Below are 20454 nucleotides of genomic sequence, written 5' to 3'. Positions count from 1 at the left end.
CCGCAGTCGCGTTCAGGGTCCCCGTCATCGTGACGTAATTTGAGGAATTCGTGGTACCGGTCGAGCCTGCACTGTTACCGCACGCACTCACCGTAACCCCTGCTGCCAACAAAACGACCGCCATCGGAGCGTGTTTGAAATACTTGTTCATGGTTGTCTCCTTCATCTCTCACTCGTGGTGTATTTGGTTCGAGGAAACCATCTCGTTACCGCCCCCTCTACCCGTCATTCATCTGGGGGGCCATGCCGTTCACAATATCGGGTGGATTTGGTCCCAGTTAGCTTGGTCCCCTTTTCGCAGAAAGCGTGCCACTTACATATCTGGTGACGACGGTTACAATTACCCAGGATTTATCGCCTCTTGACACGATCTGACGTAGAAACCCCGCGTTGACGCTTTGATTTTTTCAACACCCTGCTAGGGAGAACCCCCACATGTACCCCTTATTAACCGTCCGCGTTCTTGAGCAAAACGAGCATTTGGCGCTGGGCGCCGTCTTCGTCAATGTCTCGCGGGACGGGGACGAAACCCGTTATCAACTGGAGCGGGTAGGTTGTTTGGGACGTAAGGAGTCCCATGCCAGCGAAACCTTGGCTGCGTTTTTCACCTTCATGGGGCGCTTTCGACCTCGTTTGGCCTCGTGGGACGGCAAACGGGAAGACCTCCCGCTGCTGTTGGAACGGGCCTTCGATTTAGAGATGTCGCTGCCGATGCTCTTGGGTAGCGAGTCGGACCGTGAAGACTTCCTTTCCCCCGCCTCCGATCACCGTCACCTCTCGGTTCGCGACGGACTGCCCTTCCGCGCCTCTCCCGAATCGCTCGACGCGATGGCCCATCGCTTGGGAATCGCCCTCCCCATCCCCTCCGGCAAAGACTCGGTTGTGCAATTGCGCCAGCGGGCCGAGGTCGAGGCCCTGGCCACCTATATTGCCATGCTGCGTTTGCTCCATTTGCGTGGCGAACTGGAACGCTCCGAGTACCACATTGCCCTGCAAAGCGTGCGGAGCCACCTTGCCGCCCAAAGCCAGACGCAACCCCACCTTGGCGCATTCCTGGCGGGGTGGCCCGAAGCGTAAGAGCTTGGGATCGCCCGTGAGCCTTCCCCCCCCTCCCCTTTTTGATCTGGTCATTCTCGGCTCCGGGCCGGGGGGATACCGCGCCGCCGTCCTGGCGGCGCAACGGGGACTTCGCGTCGCCGTAATCGAAGAGGGGATATGGGGGGGGTGTTGTTTGAACCGGGGGTGCGTGCCCAAGCGGGCGTGGCATGAAACCGCCCGGAGCGTCGACCTGACCGACGCCGCCCAGCGGGGTATTCAAGGCAAACTCACCGTCGATTTCGTGGTTGCCTGGCAGCATCAGCGCCACATCGTTGAACGGGTGCGCGACTCCTACCTGAGCTTCCTTGATCGTTTAGGGGTGGAGCGGATCGAAGGGCGGGGGCGGATCGCCGCTCCCGGTGCCGTGGTGGTGGATGATCGTCGTATCAACGCTACCCACATCTTGATCGCTACCGGCTCCCACCCCCACCTGCCGCAGGGCTGGCCCTCCGATAACCCGCGAATCCTGACTACCAACGACCTATTCGACACCCTGCCCCCCCACCGGGGCCATTGGGCGTTGATCGGCGGCGGCATCGTCGCGGTGGAGCTCGCTTACATCCTGCCTTTGCTCGGAATTGGGGTGACCTGGCTGTGCCGTTCCACCCCGCTTAAGCATATCCCCGAAGTGGTGCGCACCCCGGTTTTGCAGGCTCTGGCCCGTAGGGGCATCGCACCCCGGATCGCCCCCATCCCCACCCCTGAGATCGACAATGATGCGGTCCGCATCGGGGGCGAGTGTTTCGATGCCGTTTTGGTCGCTACCGGCCGCACCCCCAACACCTCCGACCTCGGTCTAGAACATCTCGATCTGGAAGCCCATGGTCCCATCTCTGTGAACGAACGCTGCCAAACCGCCGCACCGGGGGTTTGGGCCATTGGCGATTGCACCCCCGGCCCCATGACCGCCAATCGAGCCATGCGCGAGGCACTTACGGTCGTCGACGCCATCACCGGCGCCGCCACCCCCACCAAGGGATGGCGCAACCAAATCCCCACCGCCATCTATTCGGCGACCGAGGGGGCCTTTTTCGGCCCCGAAGACGAAGCGCTGGAGGATGCCGGTTTTGAGCCGGCGGTGGGATTCGTGGCTTTCGATGTATTGCCCCAGGCCCTGGCACAGGGTCAGGCCCATGGATTTGCCCGACTGGTGGCCGACATGGACAGTGGGGAGGTTCTGGCGGGACAGGTGGTGGGGGAGCAAGCGGGGGAGTTGATTCAGATGCTGAGCACCCTCCCCCCCGGTCAGGCGCTGCGCTTTCTAGCCCAAAGCGCGGTGAATCACCCTTCGCTGAGCGAAATCTGGAGCGAGGTGGCCATTGGCATGGGCAAGCAATGGGGGCTCAACCCCCAACTGTGGGGCGAGACCGCCCCCGATTGATCGCGGTCCAAGCGCTGAATCTGCAAGGGATCGTCGATGCGAATGGAGGGACCGCCGTAATCCTTGATGCGTCCGCGCACCATCACCCTGCGACCAAGGTATTGGCGCTCCAGGTCGATCCCTCGTTCTTGCCAACGCCAGAGATCGCTCTTGGCGATAAACACCGTGAAGCGCTCCCCGAATTTGAGTAGCACCCCTCCACGGCCCGGCACCACCTCCCGTACCACCCCGGTCACCAGCCGGAATGCCCCCATTCCCCGTTCGGCCCGCTGAAACGGCAAGGGCCGATAGTCGGGTAGGCGCCATAATCCTCGTCCCAGACTGCGGGCTTGGTCTTCAAGGTGCAGCAACACCTCGGTATCTGCGGTATTGGGGGGAATGATGTACACCCAAGCGACTCCGCTCGCCACCAATCGCCGCCCCAGGCTTTCACCATCGGGCAGAATCACGTGGGCCAACAGTCGCCCATATCGGTCGTGTCGCTCATGATCGAAAGCCAAACCGACCTGTTTTCCCAAAACCCAGCGCCGGGTCAGCTCGGCCGCCTCATCACCAAAGGGCATCGCCTCTTGGTCGCGGTGGGCGATTTCGGGGGTGTTGATTCCCAGCACCCGAACGTGCACTCGGTTATCCAGCACCACCGTATCGCCATCCAGCACCTCGACCACCCGATGGGTTTCGACCGCCTCCATTGGGGCTATGCCCCCCCCGTCGGCCCCAACCGGCAGCGCCACCGACATCAAGAAGGGCAACACCCAGCTCCATCTCATCGCCCGGGACTCCAGGTCAGGGTCATGCCGACGCCGTATTCGCGGTGTTGGTTTTCGGGCCAATAGGCGGTCACCAGGTTTCCCGTCGAATCGGCCACCGTTCGCCCCGAGGTCTCGCCGTTCAAACGGGTTTGGCTCATGCCCACCACCAGTGCCAAATGGAACGGTCCCAACGCAAACCGCCCCGTAGCCAGAAACCCCGCCCAAGCCTGCCAACGGGTCCCTTCGGCGCCCTGGAACGTTGCGTCGGGCGAGGAGAGAAAAATGGTGTTGGTCATCTGGTTCCAAGGGGAGTAATCCCAGTTGCCCCCGGCGGTTAGGGCAATACCCTCGGTCAGGGGCAGACGCACATCCCCCTTGAAACCGACCCATGCCGATCGAATCCGCTCTACCGAAAAAGCGGATTGCCCGGCTGCAAAACTCCGACTTTGATCCTCCTGTCGTCCCACAACCTCGGCCATGAATTGCCCCGAAAGACGTTGGTAGTCCCAAGGCCAGCCGAATCCCCCCTCCAGTTGTACCGCCTGGAACTCAAGCTGGTTCTTTTGATACAGCAAATCGCCGTCCCACCACTGTTCAAGCCCCTGCTGCGACTTTTGATATTGCGCACCGAAGGTCCAGCGGAACCGGGTCGGCCCCCAAAAACCGGACAGATCGATCCGGCTCCCCCCCCAGTCGAGATCAGCACGACTGGTCAACGCCCGGGAGGGGTGCCAAATACCAACAGGCAACCGCTCCGAATAGGTCATGCGGCCATACTGCAATTGGAAGCTTTTTTCGATGCCATGGTCGTCCGACCGCCCCCCCGCCCGGCGACTGTCGTCTCGGGGAGAGCCATCCCATTGCAATCCACCCAAGGTATCATGACCCTCATCGGCCACCAGCCAGAGCCGCTCCGCAGCGCTGGCCCCCAGCGCCCACAAACAGCACAACCCAGCCAGCATCACCTTGACGACTGGGTGGCGCGAACGGCTATTTTGAATGGAACACATCATGAATGTACTCATCGTCGGCGCGGGTTACTTTGGGGGATTCCTGGCCCGAGAACTGGTCGAGCAGGGGCACCGGGTTTTTGGCATCGCACGACATCAAAAACCCGATCAACCTGAAATGTGGTCCGGCTGGTGGTCGATGATGGCCGAGGAAATCGGAATCGACCATCCGGCATGGCGCGACATCGACGCCCTGGTCTACACCATTGCCCCCCCAGTCGATTTGGAGCCCGACCCCAGACTCTTGAGGATTTTGCAAATCGCCGCGCGTCATGACGTGACTCGCATCAGCTACGTCAGCAGCACCGGGGTTCTGGGGGATCACGGCGGGCGTTGGATCGACGAATCGACCCCCACCCAACCGCAACACCCCATGGCACGACGACGCCTTGCCGCCGAGGCGCTGGCCTTGGCGTGGGGGGGGCAAATCTGGAGGATGTCGGGGATTGTGGGACCGGGGCGAAATCTTGAAGAGCGACTGCTGGCGGGAAAAATCGAGGTCCTAATCGATTGGCGGCCCGCCCGCTGGTTCAATCGTATCGAGGTTCGCGACGCGGCGCGGTTGGGGGTACGGCTGTTGGATCTGGCCCCGGCAGGCAGCGTGGTTCATTTCAGCGATGGCGCCCCCTACCTCAGACGTTACGCCGTTGCCCAAGCCGCCCGCCGACTGGGGCTCTCCCCCCCTCGGTTGATCGACGCCGACCAGGCCGAGCAACATTGCTCACCCATCGCCTTGGCATTGCAGAGCGGATCCAAACGGCTGATTCGCTCCCCCTGGTGGAACGCGATACCCCCATAAGCGAAAAACCCCGGGGGTTGCCCGGGGCTTTTCGTGGTGTTCCTGACCTCCTACCCTCCGTGGTCCAACCCTTCCACCTGAAGACTGAGAGTCCTTTTCCTTGATCCGTCTGGGCCATTTCCGACTCCTGCATGCGGCTACGATCCTCGTGCCTCCATAGCCTCCTGGCTCCGGTGGTTCCCCACCCCCTGCTCCTCCTTGTTCCCTGGCCCCGTCCTCAAGTCTCGCTAACGTCTAGATCACGAACCGTGCCAACCCGTGCGATGCTGCCAAAACCGTTGTCGCATCGAGCTTTTATTCAGAGCATCATGGATCTCAAACCGCTTGGTTCGGTTAATAATGGCTGATATGGTTAATATTAACTGGTTGATATTAACCCTAGAGGTTCCCGATGTCCCATGACCCTTTACGTACCCTGGCCGAACAATGGCCCCGGACGTTGGCAACCCAGATCGCCCTTCTGACCAAGGCCGACCCATCCCCCCCCGACACCGCTTGGGAATACACCCTGGGGGGTGCGTGGCGCCTGATCGGCAACCGGGAGCTGCCAGCAGCATGGGGTAAAGGGCTTGCCGACCTGCTACGCCATGGAGCCTCGGTTCCGGTCCTCTCGGATCGTCTGCTCGAATTTCAAAAAATCATCAACCTGCTCCACTCGCTGCCCAGCACCATGTCGGAGGCCCGTTCCGAGGAGGGGCTCCTCACCCGATTGGGGGAGGCGTGGCGGCAGGTCACCGATTTTGAAGAGATCTTTCTGTTCGTTTCAAAACGTGCGCTGACCCAAGAGGACGAGGCCTTGCACCCGGTCACCGGCGGGCATCCGGCGATTGTTCCGGGCCAGGGGCTCTTGGGGCAGCTGCTGAACGAGTCGGAGGCCAAGGTCATCGACGACCCGATGCGCGAACCGCGCCGTCTGCCGGGGGAAGCCATCGGGGGCAGCCTACTGTTTTTGCCGATCACCCTTGATAACCGCACCATCGGCGCCATCACCCTGACCCGCCATCAACGTTTTCTGGCCACCGACCGGGTCATCGCCTCGACCCTGGCCCCCCTGGTGGCCCTGGCCCTGACCAGCATCCGCCGCGCCAGCTCCTCGATCCGCGAAGGGGCCCGGTTCGGAGCGATGCTGGGACAATCGTCCTCTATGCGTCGCTTGTTCGGCGAAGCGACCATCGCCGCCGAAGATCCCGACGTCTCGGTGTTGATTACCGGGGAAACCGGAACCGGCAAGGAGCTTCTGGCCCAGGCGCTGCACGATCTCAGCCCCCGGCGCAGCCGCCCCTTCGTGGCAATCAACTGCGCTGCGATCCCCCACGCTTTGCTCGAAAGCGAATTGTTCGGCCATGAACGGGGCGCCTTCACCGGGGCCGACCGCAGCCGCATCGGACGCATCGTCGAGGCCGATGGGGGGACCTTGTTTCTCGACGAAATCGGCGACATGCCATCCGAATTGCAGGCCAAACTGTTGCGGGTGCTCGAAACGCGGGAGGTCGAGCGGGTCGGAGGAGGCAAAACGAAGGTCGACATCCGGGTGATTGCCGCCACCCACCAAAGCCTGACCCAGCGGGTGCAAGAGGGGCTCTTCAGGCACGACCTGCTCTTTCGCCTGAATACCTTCCCACTACGCTTGCCCCCATTGAGGGAACGCCGCGAGGACATCCCCCTGCTGGCCCAAGGTTTTGCCGAACAGTGCCGCCATCGCCGCAACTGGTCGGGCGCGGCTGAAATCTCATCGCGGGCACTGACCCAATTGATCGCCCACCCCTGGCCCGGCAATGTTCGGGAACTGCGCAACGTGATGGAACGGGCCACCATCCGTAGCCAAGGGGAGGTCATCGATTCGGAGCATCTTTGGGATCCCGGCAGCGAACCCGTCGTGGAGGTGGTAGGCGGACCGGCAGCGGGGGGGACTGCCCCAGCGACCAAGGGGGACGGGGCGGTCTGGCAATTGACCCTACCCTGGGGAGATGCCACCTTGAACGAGGTCGAGCGGCGTTTGCTGGGCGATGTGCTGCGCCACTGTCGAGGCAACAAGGCCGAAGCAGCCCGCATGTTGGGGGTCGACCGCTCCACTTTCCGTTACCGGCTTAAACGGGCTGGGATTCACGACTGATCTCAAGACCAATCATTCTCAATCGATATCAAGGGGTTGCCATGTGGGATATCGTCATCGTGGAAGACGATCAAGGGGTCCTGATTCCCCTTGAGATTTTGTTGTCGCTGAAAAACGGCTACCAGGTCAGCGCCATCGACAACCCCGACGACGGATGGCATGTATTAATCAGTGAGGGGGCTCGGCTGCTCATCACCGATCTGATGATGGAGCCCTTTGATGGCTTCGAGATGATTCGGCGGGTTCGTAATGCCGCCGACCCCGGGCTTGCGAAAATCCCCATCGTCGTCTTGACCGCCAAAGGGCAGGATCGGGACGCCGCCAAGGCGCTAGCGTTGGGGGCTAATCTGTTTCTGACCAAACCGTTCGATCCCGAAACCCTGTCTCGAAAGGTCGGCGAATTACTGCTCGGATGAGGACTGGGCGGTCCCTGGCAGCCAAACCTCGACCCGCGTTCCCCTCCCCGGTTGCGATACCAACTTGAGCTCCCCCCCCATTTTTTGCATCGAGCGGCGTGCGCGGGTCAGCCCCCCTCCACGCCCCTGATCCCCCGGTCGCACCCCCGGCGTCGGCGTGACTCCGGTTTGCATAACCTTGTCGATCCGATCCAGCTCGATGCCGACGCCGCTGTCCTGCACCTTGACCAAAATCCAGCGGCTCTCAGGTTCGATGTCGATCCCGATTTGGATTACCCCCCCCGGCGGGGTAAAGCGGATGGCGTTACGGACCAATTCGAGGAATACCGCCCGGATCAGCTTGGCGCTCCCTTCTGCCAGCAAATGTTTCTTCCCCACCTGGGGGTCAAGCAAAATCTGCAACCCCGCCCCGGCCACCTCACGATCCAAATCGGAAACCAGCCCTTGCAATTGCCCGTGCACATCAAGGGGGGCGAGCAAAACCGGCTCCTCCTGCAAGGCAAAGCGCTCCAGGTGCATCACCCGCTCGACCAAACGCTCCAAGCGACCGCTTTGCTCCTTGATGTGGGCCATCAATCGATCTTGAGTTGCCTCGCTCAAGGGCTCGTGGCGATCGGCCAACAGATCGATGGCGGAGCGAATGCCGGTTAACGGGGTACGAAAATCATGGGAAAGCTGGGCCAAAAAACGCTCTTGAAAGCGATTTTCTTCTTTTAAGCGCAGCGCGCTTTCGCGTCCGGTTTCTTGTGAACGTCGCAGCGCCCTTTCTAAATCTCGGTTCGTATGCTCAAGCTTCTGTTGGCGCTCCCGAAACGATTCGTTCTGTTTGCGGCGAATCCGCAGCCGTTGCAGCAGTTTTCTGAGGATATCGTTCCAAATGGGGGGCAGGCGGGCGGCGGCGCTCCGCTCTTCAAGCCAATTGGCTGACAGCAACCGTCCGATGGGGCGCCACCACCAATATTCCAATGCCAGAACCATCAACCCTGCCACACCCCAAATGAATGCCACCAACCAGACATAACCGCCGGGCAACGCCCCATGGGGCAGCAGCGGTTGGGGATCGATGACCACCTCGACCTCTCCGAGCACCGTCGGCACCCCCTCCTGGGGACCGAAGAAAAAGGCCCCTTCGCTGGCCGACCAATCCCGGATCTCCCGCCGCAACACCTTGACCCCGGAGTGTTCCACCTCGTCGCCGACCAACACCTGGCCGTCGGCGCGGATGACCCGGACCCCGGTCACCCCGACATGGGCCTTGATCGCCGAGGCCACATCCTTGAGCTCTTGCAGGTTTCCGAAGGCGACCGAACGCCCCGCCTGACGGGCCACCAACTCGGCCAGGATCTCCACGTCGTGCAGGGACTGGCTGACCACTTGATCCTGCCGCTCGTGTTCGTACGCAACCAGTAGCCCCACGTGGAGCACCAACGCCGCCGCAATGGGGGAAAGTCGTAGCGTCCACCGCAAGGCCCGCTCCCGCCACCGCTGTAGTTGCAATATGCCCATCATGGCTCCCATTCCTCAATACGCCGCCGCAATCGAACCGGATCGATACCGATCAACCTGGCCACATGGGGGTCGACCACCCACGAGCCGACGGGATGACGTCCCCATTGGGGCCTGCCCAGAGCGACCGCTTGGGACAACCAAACCCCCGCCAGGGGCCAATCGTATTGCCATGCCACCACCGGACCCCGCCCCATTAATTGGGGCGAAGGGGCGACGGCGGGCAGGCGATGCCGCAGGATATCGACCCACAGCAGATCGTCGACCCCGGCCCGATAGAGCGCCGAATGGGGCAGCGGCCACAGCAGTTCGATCCCCTCTTGATCGAGCTGGGCCGAGGGCCAAACCGGATGTTCGGGATCAATGGGCAGGGGGATCAGGGTCACCCCCCGTGCAACGGGGAAGAGGTCGGGGGCCTTGGTGCGGTCGAATAAAACCCCGATGCGATGCACACCGGGGAACAGGTGAAGGATGTGGCGCAGCATCGGCTCCATGTCGGGTGCCAGAAGCAGCCCCCCCATGGCCTTGCCTTGTCCCTCTACCGGTCGCTGTGACACCATGGCAACCCACAGTGCCCCGGTATATCCGGCCCGGCCGAGTTCCTCCCAGGCCTCGTGCCCCAAGGCCACGGCGGCGTCGACCTTGGGCAAACCCTCTGCCGCAATATGGTCGACAACTCGAACATCCCAACCGTCGGGACGAATTGCGGCCGCCAGTTCGGTGTACGGGGGGCGGTCGGGACAAACAACCAGCAGGGTGGGGGGGGCAACATCGGCCAGACCGAAACCCGCCAAACCGAATACCAACGCCGCCACCTTTGCCAGCCGGGGCCATGCCCACTGCCAACCTATGGGATGTTTCGGGTCCATGATGCGATCATCACCTGCCTGCCTGCGGAAAACACCGGTTTTGTGCACGACCTCATGATTCGACACCGCCCCCTAGCCACCCCCCCGCCTTGGGGGCTTTTCCTCGTGCTGTGTTGCGGCATTACCCCTCCCGGCATGGCACTGGGTGACGCCGACCCCCTGGAGTCTTTCCTCATCGGCAACCCTTCGCTGTCGACCTCGTCGCGCATACCGCTACCGGCCAGCCTCGCCCCCGCCACGGTCTATACCCTGGACCGGGAGCAGATCGAACGGCTGGCGGCCCGCAACATCCCCGAACTGCTGGAGTCGATCCCCGGCCTCGATGTAGCCCGCACCTCGCAAACCCAATACGAGATCGGCATTCGGGGCAGCAACCAACTGATGAGCAATCGGGTGATGGTGATGGTCGACGGTCGCCCCATCCTCGAAGAGGCCCATGGTCTGGTGTTTTGGCAGGCATGGCTGCCCCCCCTGGCGGCCATCGACCGCATCGAGGTGGTGCTGGGGCCCTCTTCGTCCCTTTACGGAGCCAATGCCGCCACCGGCGTCATTCAACTGTTCACCCGCCACAACTTTGCCCCTCTCACCTTGTTTGCCCGCCGGGATGGCACCTTAAACGGGCAAGAGCAGGGGCTGACCTCTGGGATCCGGCAAGGGGGGTTGAACCTTTCGGCCTGGTACGACAAAGCCACCCAGGAGCGCATCCGATCCGGTCCCCATTGGATCGAGGATGTCGCCCATTCCAACGCCCAGATTCAAGCTACCGGCATCCCCGGCCTCTACCCAGCCCCTCCCCGAACGCAGGGGTTGCTTGCCGAGCGCTACGCCGTCAACGCCCACCTTCAGATGGGGGGCGAAAACGCGATTTCATTTCAAGGAGGGGGCAGCCGGGGGGTGGATCAGTTCATGCCCCAGATGAATATCGGCGCCCTGCCCTGGCACACCGATCAACACTGGTGGCGCGCCAGCTTTGAAGGGGGCAGCGGCGCCCTTTCGGCACAGCGGGTTTGGGATCGCGAGCAGGTCATGGGGCTACCCCCCGACTATGATCTGGCCATGGACAACCTCATCGTCGATGGCCACCTGCACCAACAATGGGGCCCCCACAACGCTCTACTCGGGGGCAGTCTGCGCGACATTCGTTACGAACAAGGGGGAAGGGCGGGCAGCCCCGGGGTGACCTCCCACGACCGGCGTCTGTCGATCTTCGCCGAATGGTCGCTGGCCGATCTGAACAACGATTGGTACTTGGGGCTACGGGGCGATGAACAACGGCTCGACGCCGATGGGGACCGTCGCCGCTTCGTCTCCCCCCGGTTTTCATGGCGCCACCGTCTGTCTCCCCACCACAGCCTGCTGGTCACCGCCGGTCAGTCCTACCGTTTGGCCACCCTGTGGGAGCAGGGGCTCGATATGATTATGAACCCCCTGTACCTGTTTGGAGGAAATGCCGACCGTCCCGGCGATGGGGTGATCCGTCCCAACAAAGGGGTGGTCGCCCCGGAGCAGGTGCGGGGCATTGAGCTTTCTTATCAAGGGGAGGGGGGGCGTTGGCAGGGGCAGGCGGCGCTGTGGGGGTATGAAATCCACAACCGGATCGCTTTTCGGTACGAAGGGCTCACCAGCAACGGCTACATCAGCAATATTCTGGCCTTAATTTACGGGCTGCCGGTGGGGGGAACTTACGGCAATTTCGAGCCGACCCCGGTCCCCATCCTGGCTTGGAGCAACACCGGGGTCGCCCGCTTCATCGGCGGGGAGGGACGCTGGAGTTACCAACCCGATGGGTCGTGGCGCATCGACGGTTGGGGAACGGCGATCCGGCGCAGCAACCGGGGCGACGGAGAGCCTTTGTCGCTCAGCCCCGACCTTTCGGGGGGAGCATCCCTCCACTATCTGCCCCTGCCCCAGGTCGATCTGGGCATCGCCCTACATACCATGGGGCCGCGTCGCTTTCAGGCCTTTGATATGGGGGGGATTGCCCAGGGGCAAACCCTGACCAACCTTCGGGTGGCGGGGTGGAGCCGCCTCGACTTGTCGGGCCGCTATAAAATGGGAGCCTTGAACATTAAGGCGGTGGTGCGCAATCTGGCCAACCGGCAAATCCGCTCGATCCCGACCCCCCAGGTTGTCGCACCTGCCGCCCCGATGGGCGCCATCGCCGCCGGCTCTTACCGGGTCGATTTACCCGGCGGCGATCCATTCGGTCGCACCGCTTGGCTCGATCTGGCCTATTCCTTCTGAGGATTCTTCATTGGAGCTCAAACCCGAAGCGCTGTTCGAACACCTCCACCGTACCCCCCCGCGCGCGCTGTTGCTGGCCGGGGAGGAGGGGTGGGGCATCGATCACGCCATGACCCTGTTGCGCCACCATTGGACCGGACAGGAGGCTGAGTGGGTTCGTCTGGTCGGCTCAAGCTGCGACGCCAAAACCTTGGCGACCCAGCTGCCACAGCCGAGCCTGTTCGCCCGGCAATCGGTGGTCGTGATTGAGGATGCCCATCAGATTAAAGGGGACGGCGCCGGGGTGATCGCCGCGTTGCTGGCCGAGCAACGCGCCTCGCTCAGTCTGGTACTGGTCTCCCGCGAGCGGGTCGATCCCAAATTCAAGAATGGCAAACTGTTCAAGGCGGTGGCGCAACACGGGGTCGTCGCCCTCTTCTACCCCCTGGACCGCCCACAACGGATGCAGTGGCTGATTCACCGACTCGACGAGGCCGACCTGGAGATGACCCAGGATGCCAAAGAACTGCTTATCGACTACTGCCACGACCTGCCGCTGCTTGCCCAGGAGCTGGACAAACTCACCCTGTGGGGAAGCGGGGGGGTCATCCGGGAGGAGCACGTCGAGGCGGTGGCGGTGAACGATCAGACCGGCGGTTTTCAAGAGATGGAGGCAGCCTTCTACCAGCGGGATCCGGCCCAAGCCCTGCGTCAACTGCGCCGCTTGCGGGCTGCGGGCATCGAGCCGCCGCAAATCCTGTTTCGTTTGGCCTCGAACCTGCGCCTGATCGTGCAGGGGCACGCCCTGGCCCAGGCAGGCCAACATCCGGAGCAAATCGCCAAGACCCTGCGGGTGTTCTGGAAGCAACAACGAACCTTCGCGGGGGGAATGCGGCGTTGGAGCCGCGACCGCGCCATCGCCGCTCTGGCAACCCTCTCAGAGGTCGACCGTGGGGTCAAAACCGGCGAGCCGGACCGGGGACTGGAGCGCTGGATCGCCCGATTTTTTGCCGACCGCCCCACCCAGAGCCCCATTCGCCCCAAGGTGTGACCCTGGCCACAACCCCCTGTGAACGCGGGTCTTGCCAGTGCTGGGGGGAAGGTATACAACCTCTTTCGCCCCATAATTTGGGCCCGCCGATGAAACCCCATGGCGTCGTTCGGCGCCGCTCAACCTATCAGATCGCGTTGGATCCCACCCACCGAATCCCCAAGGAGGACACACCGATGCACCTCTCCCACCGAATCGTCTCCGTCACCGCCGCCGCGACCCTGCTGGTCCTGGCCGGGTGCGGCGAGAAGGTCAAGCCGGTCTCCCCCACCGACAACCCGCAGCATCACACCGTCAGCGGGATGGAGTTGCTGGAGCAAAACCGCATCGACGATGCGATCAGCAAGTTCAACCGGGCCATTCAGCTCGACGACGAGTTCAGCCGCGCCTACGGGGGGCTGTCAATCGCTATGGCGGTGAAGGCGACCGCCAATCCCGATGCCGGCTACTCCCAGGTTGATGTCGACAAGGCGGTTGATGCCCACAAGAAGTCGGGCAAATACGCCGACGCAACCCCTGAAGACGAACTCATCGGCCACATCAACGCCATTCGGTATTTCACCACCCTGCGCAGTCAGGATTGGTTTGAAGATGCGGCCGATGCCTTCGAGGACGCCAAGAAAATCGACCGGATCGACGAGCGGAAAATGCCCTACTACCAGGGGGCCGAGGCGCTCGATTACTACATGGGTTGGGCCTACCTCAAACACATGGACTTCCAAAAGGCCCGCGATGCCTTCCAGTCGGTGCAAGATGCCCGCCGTGACGGCAAGTGGCATCCCCTGGCCCTGGCCGCCTGGAAGAAAACCGATCGGATCGTCCGGGCGATGTCGGGCATTACCGTCGGCGACGTCGGCAAACAGATTGCCATGCAAGACACCGTCACCCGTGGCGACATGGCGGCGCTGTTTGTCGACGAACTCAAGATCGACAAACTCTTCGCTGGGCGCATCCCGGTTCGCTCCCAGACCCCGGGACAAGCCGATTTCACCCCCCCAGATATCACCGATTCCCCCTTCAAAATTGAGGTCGAGACCTTGATGAAGTGGCATGTGCGGGGACTTGAGCCGATGTTCGACAAGCGGGTCAACGCCTACCTCTTCTACCCCAGCGCCCCGATCCATCGTAAGGAACTGGCCCTGGTGCTGGAGGATGTGCTGATTAAGTTGACCGGCGATCAAAGCATCCCGACCCGGTTCCTGGGTCAGCAGCAGTCCCCCTTCCCCGACGTGGTCCCCTCCGCCCCCTGGTTCAACGCGGTGCAGACGGTGGCCAGCCGCAATCTGATGGAGACCGAGCTCTCCGGAGAATTCAGGCCAGACGACGAGGTGGATGGTGCCGAGGCGCTGCTGGCCATCAAGGTTCTCAAGCAAACCATGAACATTTATTGATGGCCGAGTGCTGTCGTCTGGGTTGAAAAGGAGTCCCAAAAATGAAACGTTCTCTTCTTATGGCCGCAGCGATATCCCTGACCGCATCGGTCGCGGTAGCCGAGACCTACCCTAGTGCTCCGCCGGTGGATGGTCAGGGGTATTACTCCCAGCCGGTGCAACAGCAACCGGTGCAACAAGCCCCTGCCTATGGGCAACCCCAGGGGTATCAACAAGCGCCCCAAGGTTATCAGCAGGCACCTCAGGGCTATGGCCAACCTCAGGGTTATCAACAACCCCAGGGATATGCCCCTCCCCAGGGGTATCAACAGCCGGCCTATGGGCAGCCCCGTCCGATGGCACAGCAGCAACCGGTCTACACCCAGCCGCCGCAACTGGTCTCCAGCCTCGACCAAGCGTTGATGGGTGATGGTGCCCTGATCGTCTCGGGCGAAGCGGTTGCCCCCGACACCGCCCGCTCCCCCGCTCAGGCCCGGATCATGGCGCTGCGCGCCGCCCAAGTAACCGCCTACCGTGAAGCGGTCGAGATTCTCAAGGGGGTCCAGGTCATGGGGGCGACGACGGTGGAGAACGGCATGGCCACCGACGACAAAATCGCCACCTTCGTCGAGGGGTTCGTCAAGGGGTTCGAGCCGGTCTTCAAGAACTACGATCCCAACATGATGATCGCCACCGTCTACCTGCGTATTCCGGTCCGGGGTGGATCCGGTCTATCGGGTTCGTTCATTCAGGGGATGTTGCCGGCCCTGCAAAACCAAATGGCGCCAACCTATGCCCCCCCGATGGCTCCGCCCCCCGCTCCCCAGGCTTATGACGGTCTTATCATCGAGGCGGTCGGCACCACGTTCCGTCCTGCCCTGGTCAACCGCATCCTCACCGAATCGGGGGAGGCGGTGTACGACCCCTCGCGCATCGCCCAGGAGATCCTGGCCAAGCGGGGCTGCGGCGATTACACCAATGATGTCGGCAAGGGACGGGCTATCCTGCAAGAACGCAGCCTGCGCAATCCCTTGGTGATCCGTGCGGTCACCGCCGACCCCAACGCCGATCTGCGGATTTCCAAGCAGGATGCCGACGCCATTTTGGCCGCTAACCAGGGGGCGAGCTTCCTGGAAGGGGCCAACGTGGTCTTCGTCGTTCATTGATCCACCAACCGTCGGGGGGCGCACACGCGCCCCGACGTTTTGTTATTGCGCCGAGGAATCTGCCCATGTCTGCCCATCCAACCCATTGGACCCGCTGGATTCGGGGCGCCTTTGCCGCCCTCCTCCTGGTAGGCTGGCCCCTGGTTGGCCAAACCGAGCCCGTCCCACCCGGCGGCGATCAAGGGATTTTCGCCCAGGCGACCGGCGAGGCGGCCATCATCAACGGCGATGTCCCCTCGGCCAGACTTGAAGCCATCGCCCGCGCCAAATGGGCCGCCATCGAGCAGGCGGTGGGGGTTCAGGTTAAGAGCCAGTCGTTGGTGCAAAACGCCATGCTGGTCGACGAGGCGATCCAGGCCAAAACGGGGGGGGTCGTCAAAGGCTTCCAGGTACTGGGCGAGGGGCAACGGGGCGACACCTACGGCGCCACCATCTCGGCCTTCGTCATCCCCGAGGCGGCCGAGGCGGCCATGGGGATGTTGGCCAAAAACACCGCTCTGACGATTTTCTTCCCGGTGCAGATGCCCGACGGCAGCGTTCGGGAATCCAATCCTCTGGCCGAGCGGCTGAACAACGATCTTGCCATGCAGGGATACGAGGTGATCGACATCGCCTCCCAGCCCCACAAGCTCAACGCCTACGAGCTCGAACAGGCGATGCGCAGCGGCAACGACGTGGTCATTCGCTCCCTGTTCAACGCCTTTCTGGCCAACAACACCGTGGTCGGTAAGGTCACCTTCACTCGGACCGGTCAAGCGGGAGGCGACATCGGCTACGGCATCGCCATGCCCTTCGAGCTGGTCACCGCCCGGGTGACCTGGCGGGTCATGAGCAAACGTTCGGACGGCCAAAGCCAGATCGTTGCCTCTGGCTCCTTCGATGCTCAGGGTCGCGGCCCCACCGCCGAAGACGCCGCTTACAAGGCGCTCAACACCCTTTCCGAAAAGCTAGCCCCGCAACTGGTATCGGCGGTCTCCAACCACTTCAAGGGGAGCACCAAGAAGGTCAAGGTCACCGTGGCCAATGTGCCCGACGTCAACAGCTCCCTGGCCCTCAAACAGACCTTGCAACAGATCGCCTGGGTGCTTTCGGTTCAAAACGAGGGGATCGGCACCTATTGGGTCGAATACCCCGAGAACACCGTTTACCTGGCCGCAGCACTGGGCAACAAACAGGGATTCAAGGTCAACAGCTTCAGCGACACCTCGATCTCGGCCACCTTTACCGGCTTTGGGTTTTAGCCGCTGACCACCGCAACGCTGGATGAAACACCTTTCACCTGGATGAGCCTCGCCTGCCCCCCCGGTGCCCTTACGCCGTAGGGGGGGCAAGCCCCTCGACTCGGTTGGGATTTTCCCGACCGGTTGTGGTTTCCCCTTCACTCCGGAGTCTGGAGCCATGGAACACACTCTCCCTCGATTAACCTTGTGGCTGCGCAGCTTAATGGCGCTGGTATTGATGCTGGTGCTTGTACAACCGGCCCACGCCCGTCCACCTGCTGGAGAGGTGATCGAGGCCCAAGGGGAGGTGGTACGGGTCGAACGCGGCGGTTCCGAACCGATCACGGTCGGCACCAATGTCTTTGTCGGCGACCGGATCAAAACCGGCGATCAAAGCCGGGCCATCGTCCGACTGCGCGATGGCTCCCAACTTCAGATCGGCAACCGCTCCGAGTTGGAGATCCAGCGTTTCCGGGTGCAGACCTCGGAGCGCGAATCGATCTTCTCGCTGATTTCGGGCAAGGTGCGGGCGGTGGTAGCCAAATTCCAAGGGAACGACCGTTGGGAGGTACGCACCCCCACCCTGGTTGCCGGTGTGCGCGGAACCGATTTTGTCGCCGTCTCAGACAAGAACGTAGGGATGATCTTTACCGACGAGGGGAATGTGGCCGCGGGGAGCCCACCCGCCAAAGAGACCTCGATGGCGCTTGGACCTAACGGCTATCCGCTGGCCCCCCCCGCCGATTACTCCTCCGAGGTGCACAGCACCGCCGGCAAGATGACCGAGTCGACCACGGGGCACCCTCCGATTGCCGCCACAGACATTGCCGACGACCCGCTGCTCGCCGCCGCCCACAAGGCGCTACGCGCCTCGACCGATCCCACCATTCCCGCCGATTGGAAGGCACTGGAGCGGCTCCCGGCCATGCTGGCTCGTTGGAACCTCAACTACGCCCATCTGCTGATGGAGCGCTCGGTGTGGCGCGACGCGGAGACCACCATCGCCTGCGCCATGGCGCTCGACCCAGATGCCGAGGTGCAAGGGGAGGGCTGGCTGCTGCGAGGCGGGATCCACGCCCGTGGTACCCGGGATTTGACCAAAGCCGAACAGGCCTACCGCCACATCCTGACCGAATTCCCCCAAACCCAGGCGTTGGAGCCGGGGCTGTTTAACCTGGGGATGCTCTATCAAGACCAGGGGCGGACCGATGAGGCCAGGGGGGTCTTCAACGACTACCTGACGCGGTTCCCCTCCGGTCCCCACGCCAAATCTGTTCGCTTCTTCCTGGGGCAATAACATCATGGCGGGCCGACTGATCGTCGTTCTGATTACCCTGGTTTCGGTACTCCTGGGTTTTACCCTCGATTTTGCCAAACCGAGGTTGTTTCAGCTCCTCGATCTCAAGGCCCAGGATGTGGTGATGGCCGACCGACCGGTCAGCTCCCCCGACCCTCGGGTGGTGATTGTCGCCATCGACGAACCCAGTCTTCAGGCGTTGGGGCGCTGGCCTTGGCCCCGGCAGACCACCGCCAAACTGATCGAGGCGCTGGCTCCGGCCTCGACCACCGCGCTCGACGTGGTCTTCGCCGAGCCCGAGTCGCCCGAGGCCGATGCGGCGCTCGCCGACGCCTTTGCCGCCAACGGCCATGTAGTGGCCGGGTTTTTCGGGACTACCGATCCCCATTACCAAGGGGCACTGGAGCTTCTGGACCCCTTCTCGGTCACCAACCTCAACATCCTCAATAAACCCGAGATCGACCCGGATCAGCTGTTCTACAAGTACGACAACGCCGAGCCGGGACTGGCCGACCTGCTCGACCATGCCGACATGGCAGGCTCCTTCAATGTGGTGCCCGACGCCGATGGGGTGATCCGCCGTTATCAGGCGGTGGTTTCGGTCCATAAGGTGCTGCTGCCGACCTTGGCCACCGCCGCTTTGGCCACCGCCCGCAGTAGCGAGGTGGCGGTGACCCTGGATCGTTTCGGAGTCACCGGGGTTTCGGTCGAACCGCTGGACGACGAAAACCTCCCCCTGCCGGTCAACACCGACGAGTACGGTCAAATCGCCCTGGATTACTACGGTCCGGCCAAAACCATCACCACCTGGTCGGCGGTCGACGTCATCACCGGCAAGATCACCCCGGAGCAGATCAAAGGGAAGATCGTCTTCATCGGCGCCACCGCCACCGGCATTTACGACGTCCGGGTCACCCCCATCGCCCCCGATTACCCCGGGGTCGAGATCCACGCCACCGCCTGCTCGCAAATCCTGCAAGGGCGTTTCTTAAGCGCGGGGGCCGAATCGTTCCTTCTTGAGGCGCTGCTCATCCTGATTGCTCCCATGCTGGTTGCCTTCGTCATCTGGCGCTACAAAAGCACCATGGCCGGGATTGGCGGCTTAATCGTCGGCATCGCGCTCATGGTCTGGGCCACCCGTTGGGGCATCGGGGTACAAGGGTGGCAAATCAATCCCTCCTACGGCTTTTTCACTCTGTTGATTAACTACACTGCGGTCCAAGGGTATTTCACCCTAGTGGTCGACCGCCGTGGTCGCTTTTTGCGTCAGGCTTTCGGGTCGTATGTCTCGCCCGGCCTGGTCGACCAGCTGCTGCGCGATCCCGACGCCCTGGCGCTGGGTGGGGCGCGCAAGCCGCTGACCATCCTCTTTTCAGACATTCGCGGCTTCACCACCCTATCTGAAAAGCTTTCTGCCGAAGAGATGGTCTCACTGCTCAACCGTTATCTGGCCCCCATGACCAAGATCGTCATGGACGAATTTGGCACCCTCGATAAATACATCGGCGATGCGGTCATGGCCTTCTGGAACGCCCCCCTCAATGTGCCGGACCACCCGGCGCGGGGATTAACGGCGGCGCTGCACATGATCGAGGCGCTCCATGAATTCAACGCCGATCAGCGCAAGCGGGGCGAGCCGGAGATCGACATCGGCATCGGACTGCATACCGGCGAAGCGGTGGTGGGCAACATGGGGGCCGACATCCGCTTCGACTACACCATCATCGGCGATGCGGTGAACCTGACCAGCCGCCTGGAGGGGCTGACCAAGATGTACCACGCCCACATCCTGTGCACCGAGGATCTGGTCCAGGCCCTGGGTGATGCCGAGGTTCCGGGGGTGTTGCTGCCGGTCGACAAGGTGAAGGTCAAAGGCAAGAAGGTCCCGGTGACGATCTTCACTCTGGTGCCGGACAGCTTTGCCGCCCAGCAACCACTGGTGGAGCAAACCTGGAAGGATTATCTAGAGCGGCGTTTCGATCAGGCGGCCCAAGGCTACGAAACCCTGGCGGCCCAAGGACTTGCCTTTGCCGACCCCATGGCTTGCCGGGCACGCGACTACCTGACATCGCCCCCCCCCGACGACTGGGATGGTGCCTACACCATGACCAGCAAGTAATGGCCCGTCGTCGACCAGCACCACTTGGAAGCCAGGTGCCTTTGTTTGGTGTTTCCTGAGCACC

General features: G+C 62.5%; 16 protein-coding genes. 12 read left to right on the top strand and 4 right to left on the bottom strand.

All coding sequences use genetic code 11. From position 1 onward, the window contains the following. The first annotated feature begins 435 nt into the window (after nt 1–435). Complete coding sequence (locus tag AUJ55_07590) at nt 436–1077, top strand: hypothetical protein (GenBank protein ID OIO56874.1); 642 nt, start codon at nt 436–438, stop codon at nt 1075–1077. A 16-nt stretch (nt 1078–1093) separates the two neighbouring features. Then, a complete protein-coding gene (locus tag AUJ55_07585; protein OIO56873.1) occupies nt 1094–2479 on the top strand; it encodes a hypothetical protein in 1386 nt (461 codons plus the stop codon). Here AUJ55_07585 and AUJ55_07580 read toward each other — a convergent pair. Then, the gene (locus AUJ55_07580) at nt 2380–3249 is read right to left on the bottom strand and encodes a hypothetical protein (protein ID OIO56872.1); all 870 of its coding nucleotides are present in this window, start codon (nt 3247–3249) and stop codon (nt 2380–2382) included. The two genes, AUJ55_07585 and AUJ55_07580, sit on opposite strands and share 100 nt — an antisense overlap. Then, a complete protein-coding gene (locus tag AUJ55_07575; protein OIO56871.1) occupies nt 3246–4244 on the bottom strand; it encodes a hypothetical protein in 999 nt (332 codons plus the stop codon). Before AUJ55_07575 ends, AUJ55_07580 begins: the two co-directional genes overlap by 4 nt. On the opposite strand from AUJ55_07575, the gene AUJ55_07570 reads away from it, so the two are divergent. The 3 genes from AUJ55_07570 to AUJ55_07560 all read left to right on the top strand — a co-directional run bounded on the left by AUJ55_07570 (nt 4243) and on the right by AUJ55_07560 (nt 7569). Then, a complete protein-coding gene (locus AUJ55_07570; protein OIO56870.1) occupies nt 4243–5040 on the top strand; it encodes a hypothetical protein in 798 nt (265 codons plus the stop codon). The two genes, AUJ55_07575 and AUJ55_07570, sit on opposite strands and share 2 nt — an antisense overlap. A 391-nt stretch (nt 5041–5431) precedes the next feature. After that, entirely contained in the window at nt 5432–7153 is a 1722-nt protein-coding gene (locus AUJ55_07565) for a hypothetical protein (GenBank protein OIO56869.1), read from the top strand. Between the two features lie 41 nt (nt 7154–7194). Then, nucleotides 7195–7569 carry a hypothetical protein gene (locus AUJ55_07560; GenBank protein OIO56868.1) on the top strand — a complete coding sequence of 125 codons (375 nt, stop codon included), beginning with the start codon at nt 7195–7197 and terminating at the stop codon, nt 7567–7569. On the opposite strand, the gene AUJ55_07555 is transcribed toward AUJ55_07560, so the two are convergent. Both AUJ55_07555 and AUJ55_07550 read right to left on the bottom strand, forming a co-directional pair. Next, on the bottom strand, nt 7555–9078 hold the full coding sequence (locus tag AUJ55_07555; protein OIO56867.1) for a hypothetical protein: 1524 nt from the start codon (nt 9076–9078) through the stop codon (nt 7555–7557). The two genes, AUJ55_07560 and AUJ55_07555, sit on opposite strands and share 15 nt — an antisense overlap. Further along, complete coding sequence (locus tag AUJ55_07550) at nt 9075–9881, bottom strand: hypothetical protein (GenBank protein OIO56866.1); 807 nt, start codon at nt 9879–9881, stop codon at nt 9075–9077. Before AUJ55_07550 ends, AUJ55_07555 begins: the two co-directional genes overlap by 4 nt. Before the next feature lie 48 nt (nt 9882–9929). On the opposite strand from AUJ55_07550, the gene AUJ55_07545 reads away from it, so the two are divergent. The 7 genes from AUJ55_07545 (at nt 9930) to AUJ55_07515 (ending at nt 20390) form a co-directional block, all read left to right on the top strand. Continuing rightward, a complete protein-coding gene (locus AUJ55_07545; protein OIO56865.1) occupies nt 9930–12188 on the top strand; it encodes a hypothetical protein in 2259 nt (752 codons plus the stop codon). A 10-nt stretch (nt 12189–12198) separates the two neighbouring features. Then, nucleotides 12199–13218, top strand: a complete 1020-nt coding sequence (locus tag AUJ55_07540; protein ID OIO56864.1) for a DNA polymerase III subunit delta — start codon at nt 12199–12201, stop codon at nt 13216–13218. 176 nt (nt 13219–13394) lie between these two features. Next, complete coding sequence (locus AUJ55_07535) at nt 13395–14609, top strand: S-layer protein (GenBank protein OIO56863.1); 1215 nt, start codon at nt 13395–13397, stop codon at nt 14607–14609. A 41-nt stretch (nt 14610–14650) separates the two neighbouring features. After that, nucleotides 14651–15754 (top strand): hypothetical protein, encoded by a 1104-nt coding sequence (locus AUJ55_07530; GenBank protein ID OIO56862.1) that lies wholly within the window; start codon nt 14651–14653, stop codon nt 15752–15754. Nucleotides 15755–15879: 125 nt separating this feature from the next. Next, a complete protein-coding gene (locus AUJ55_07525; protein OIO56911.1) occupies nt 15880–16995 on the top strand; it encodes a hypothetical protein in 1116 nt (371 codons plus the stop codon). 184 nt (nt 16996–17179) lie between these two features. Continuing rightward, on the top strand, nt 17180–18271 hold the full coding sequence (locus tag AUJ55_07520) for a hypothetical protein (protein OIO56861.1): 1092 nt from the start codon (nt 17180–17182) through the stop codon (nt 18269–18271). Between the two features lie 4 nt (nt 18272–18275). Beyond that, entirely contained in the window at nt 18276–20390 is a 2115-nt protein-coding gene (locus AUJ55_07515; GenBank protein ID OIO56860.1) for a hypothetical protein, read from the top strand. The last annotated feature ends 64 nt before the right edge of the window (nt 20391–20454 follow it).

The sequence above is a fragment of the Proteobacteria bacterium CG1_02_64_396 genome (assembly GCA_001872725.1).
Classification (GTDB): Bacteria; Pseudomonadota; MNWR01; order CG1-02-64-396; family CG1-02-64-396; genus CG1-02-64-396.
Note: the sequence above shows the minus strand (reverse complement) of the source record. Positions and strands in the feature narration are given on the sequence as shown.

Excerpts from the sequence above, each read along its gene's own strand:
- AUJ55_07590 (OIO56874.1), top strand. The coding sequence starts at position 436 with ATGTACCCCTTATTAACCGTCCGCGTTCTTGAGCAAAACGAGCATTTG.
- AUJ55_07580 (OIO56872.1), bottom strand. The coding sequence starts at position 3,249 with ATGAGATGGAGCTGGGTGTTGCCCTTCTTGATGTCGGTGGCGCTGCCG.
- AUJ55_07570 (OIO56870.1), top strand. The coding sequence starts at position 4,243 with ATGAATGTACTCATCGTCGGCGCGGGTTACTTTGGGGGATTCCTGGCC.
- AUJ55_07575 (OIO56871.1), bottom strand. The coding sequence starts at position 4,244 with ATGATGTGTTCCATTCAAAATAGCCGTTCGCGCCACCCAGTCGTCAAG.
- AUJ55_07565 (OIO56869.1), top strand. The coding sequence starts at position 5,432 with ATGTCCCATGACCCTTTACGTACCCTGGCCGAACAATGGCCCCGGACG.
- AUJ55_07560 (OIO56868.1), top strand. The coding sequence starts at position 7,195 with ATGTGGGATATCGTCATCGTGGAAGACGATCAAGGGGTCCTGATTCCC.
- AUJ55_07555 (OIO56867.1), bottom strand. The coding sequence starts at position 9,078 with ATGATGGGCATATTGCAACTACAGCGGTGGCGGGAGCGGGCCTTGCGG.
- AUJ55_07545 (OIO56865.1), top strand. The coding sequence starts at position 9,930 with ATGTTTCGGGTCCATGATGCGATCATCACCTGCCTGCCTGCGGAAAAC.
- AUJ55_07535 (OIO56863.1), top strand. The coding sequence starts at position 13,395 with ATGCACCTCTCCCACCGAATCGTCTCCGTCACCGCCGCCGCGACCCTG.
- AUJ55_07530 (OIO56862.1), top strand. The coding sequence starts at position 14,651 with ATGAAACGTTCTCTTCTTATGGCCGCAGCGATATCCCTGACCGCATCG.
- AUJ55_07515 (OIO56860.1), top strand. The coding sequence starts at position 18,276 with ATGGCGGGCCGACTGATCGTCGTTCTGATTACCCTGGTTTCGGTACTC.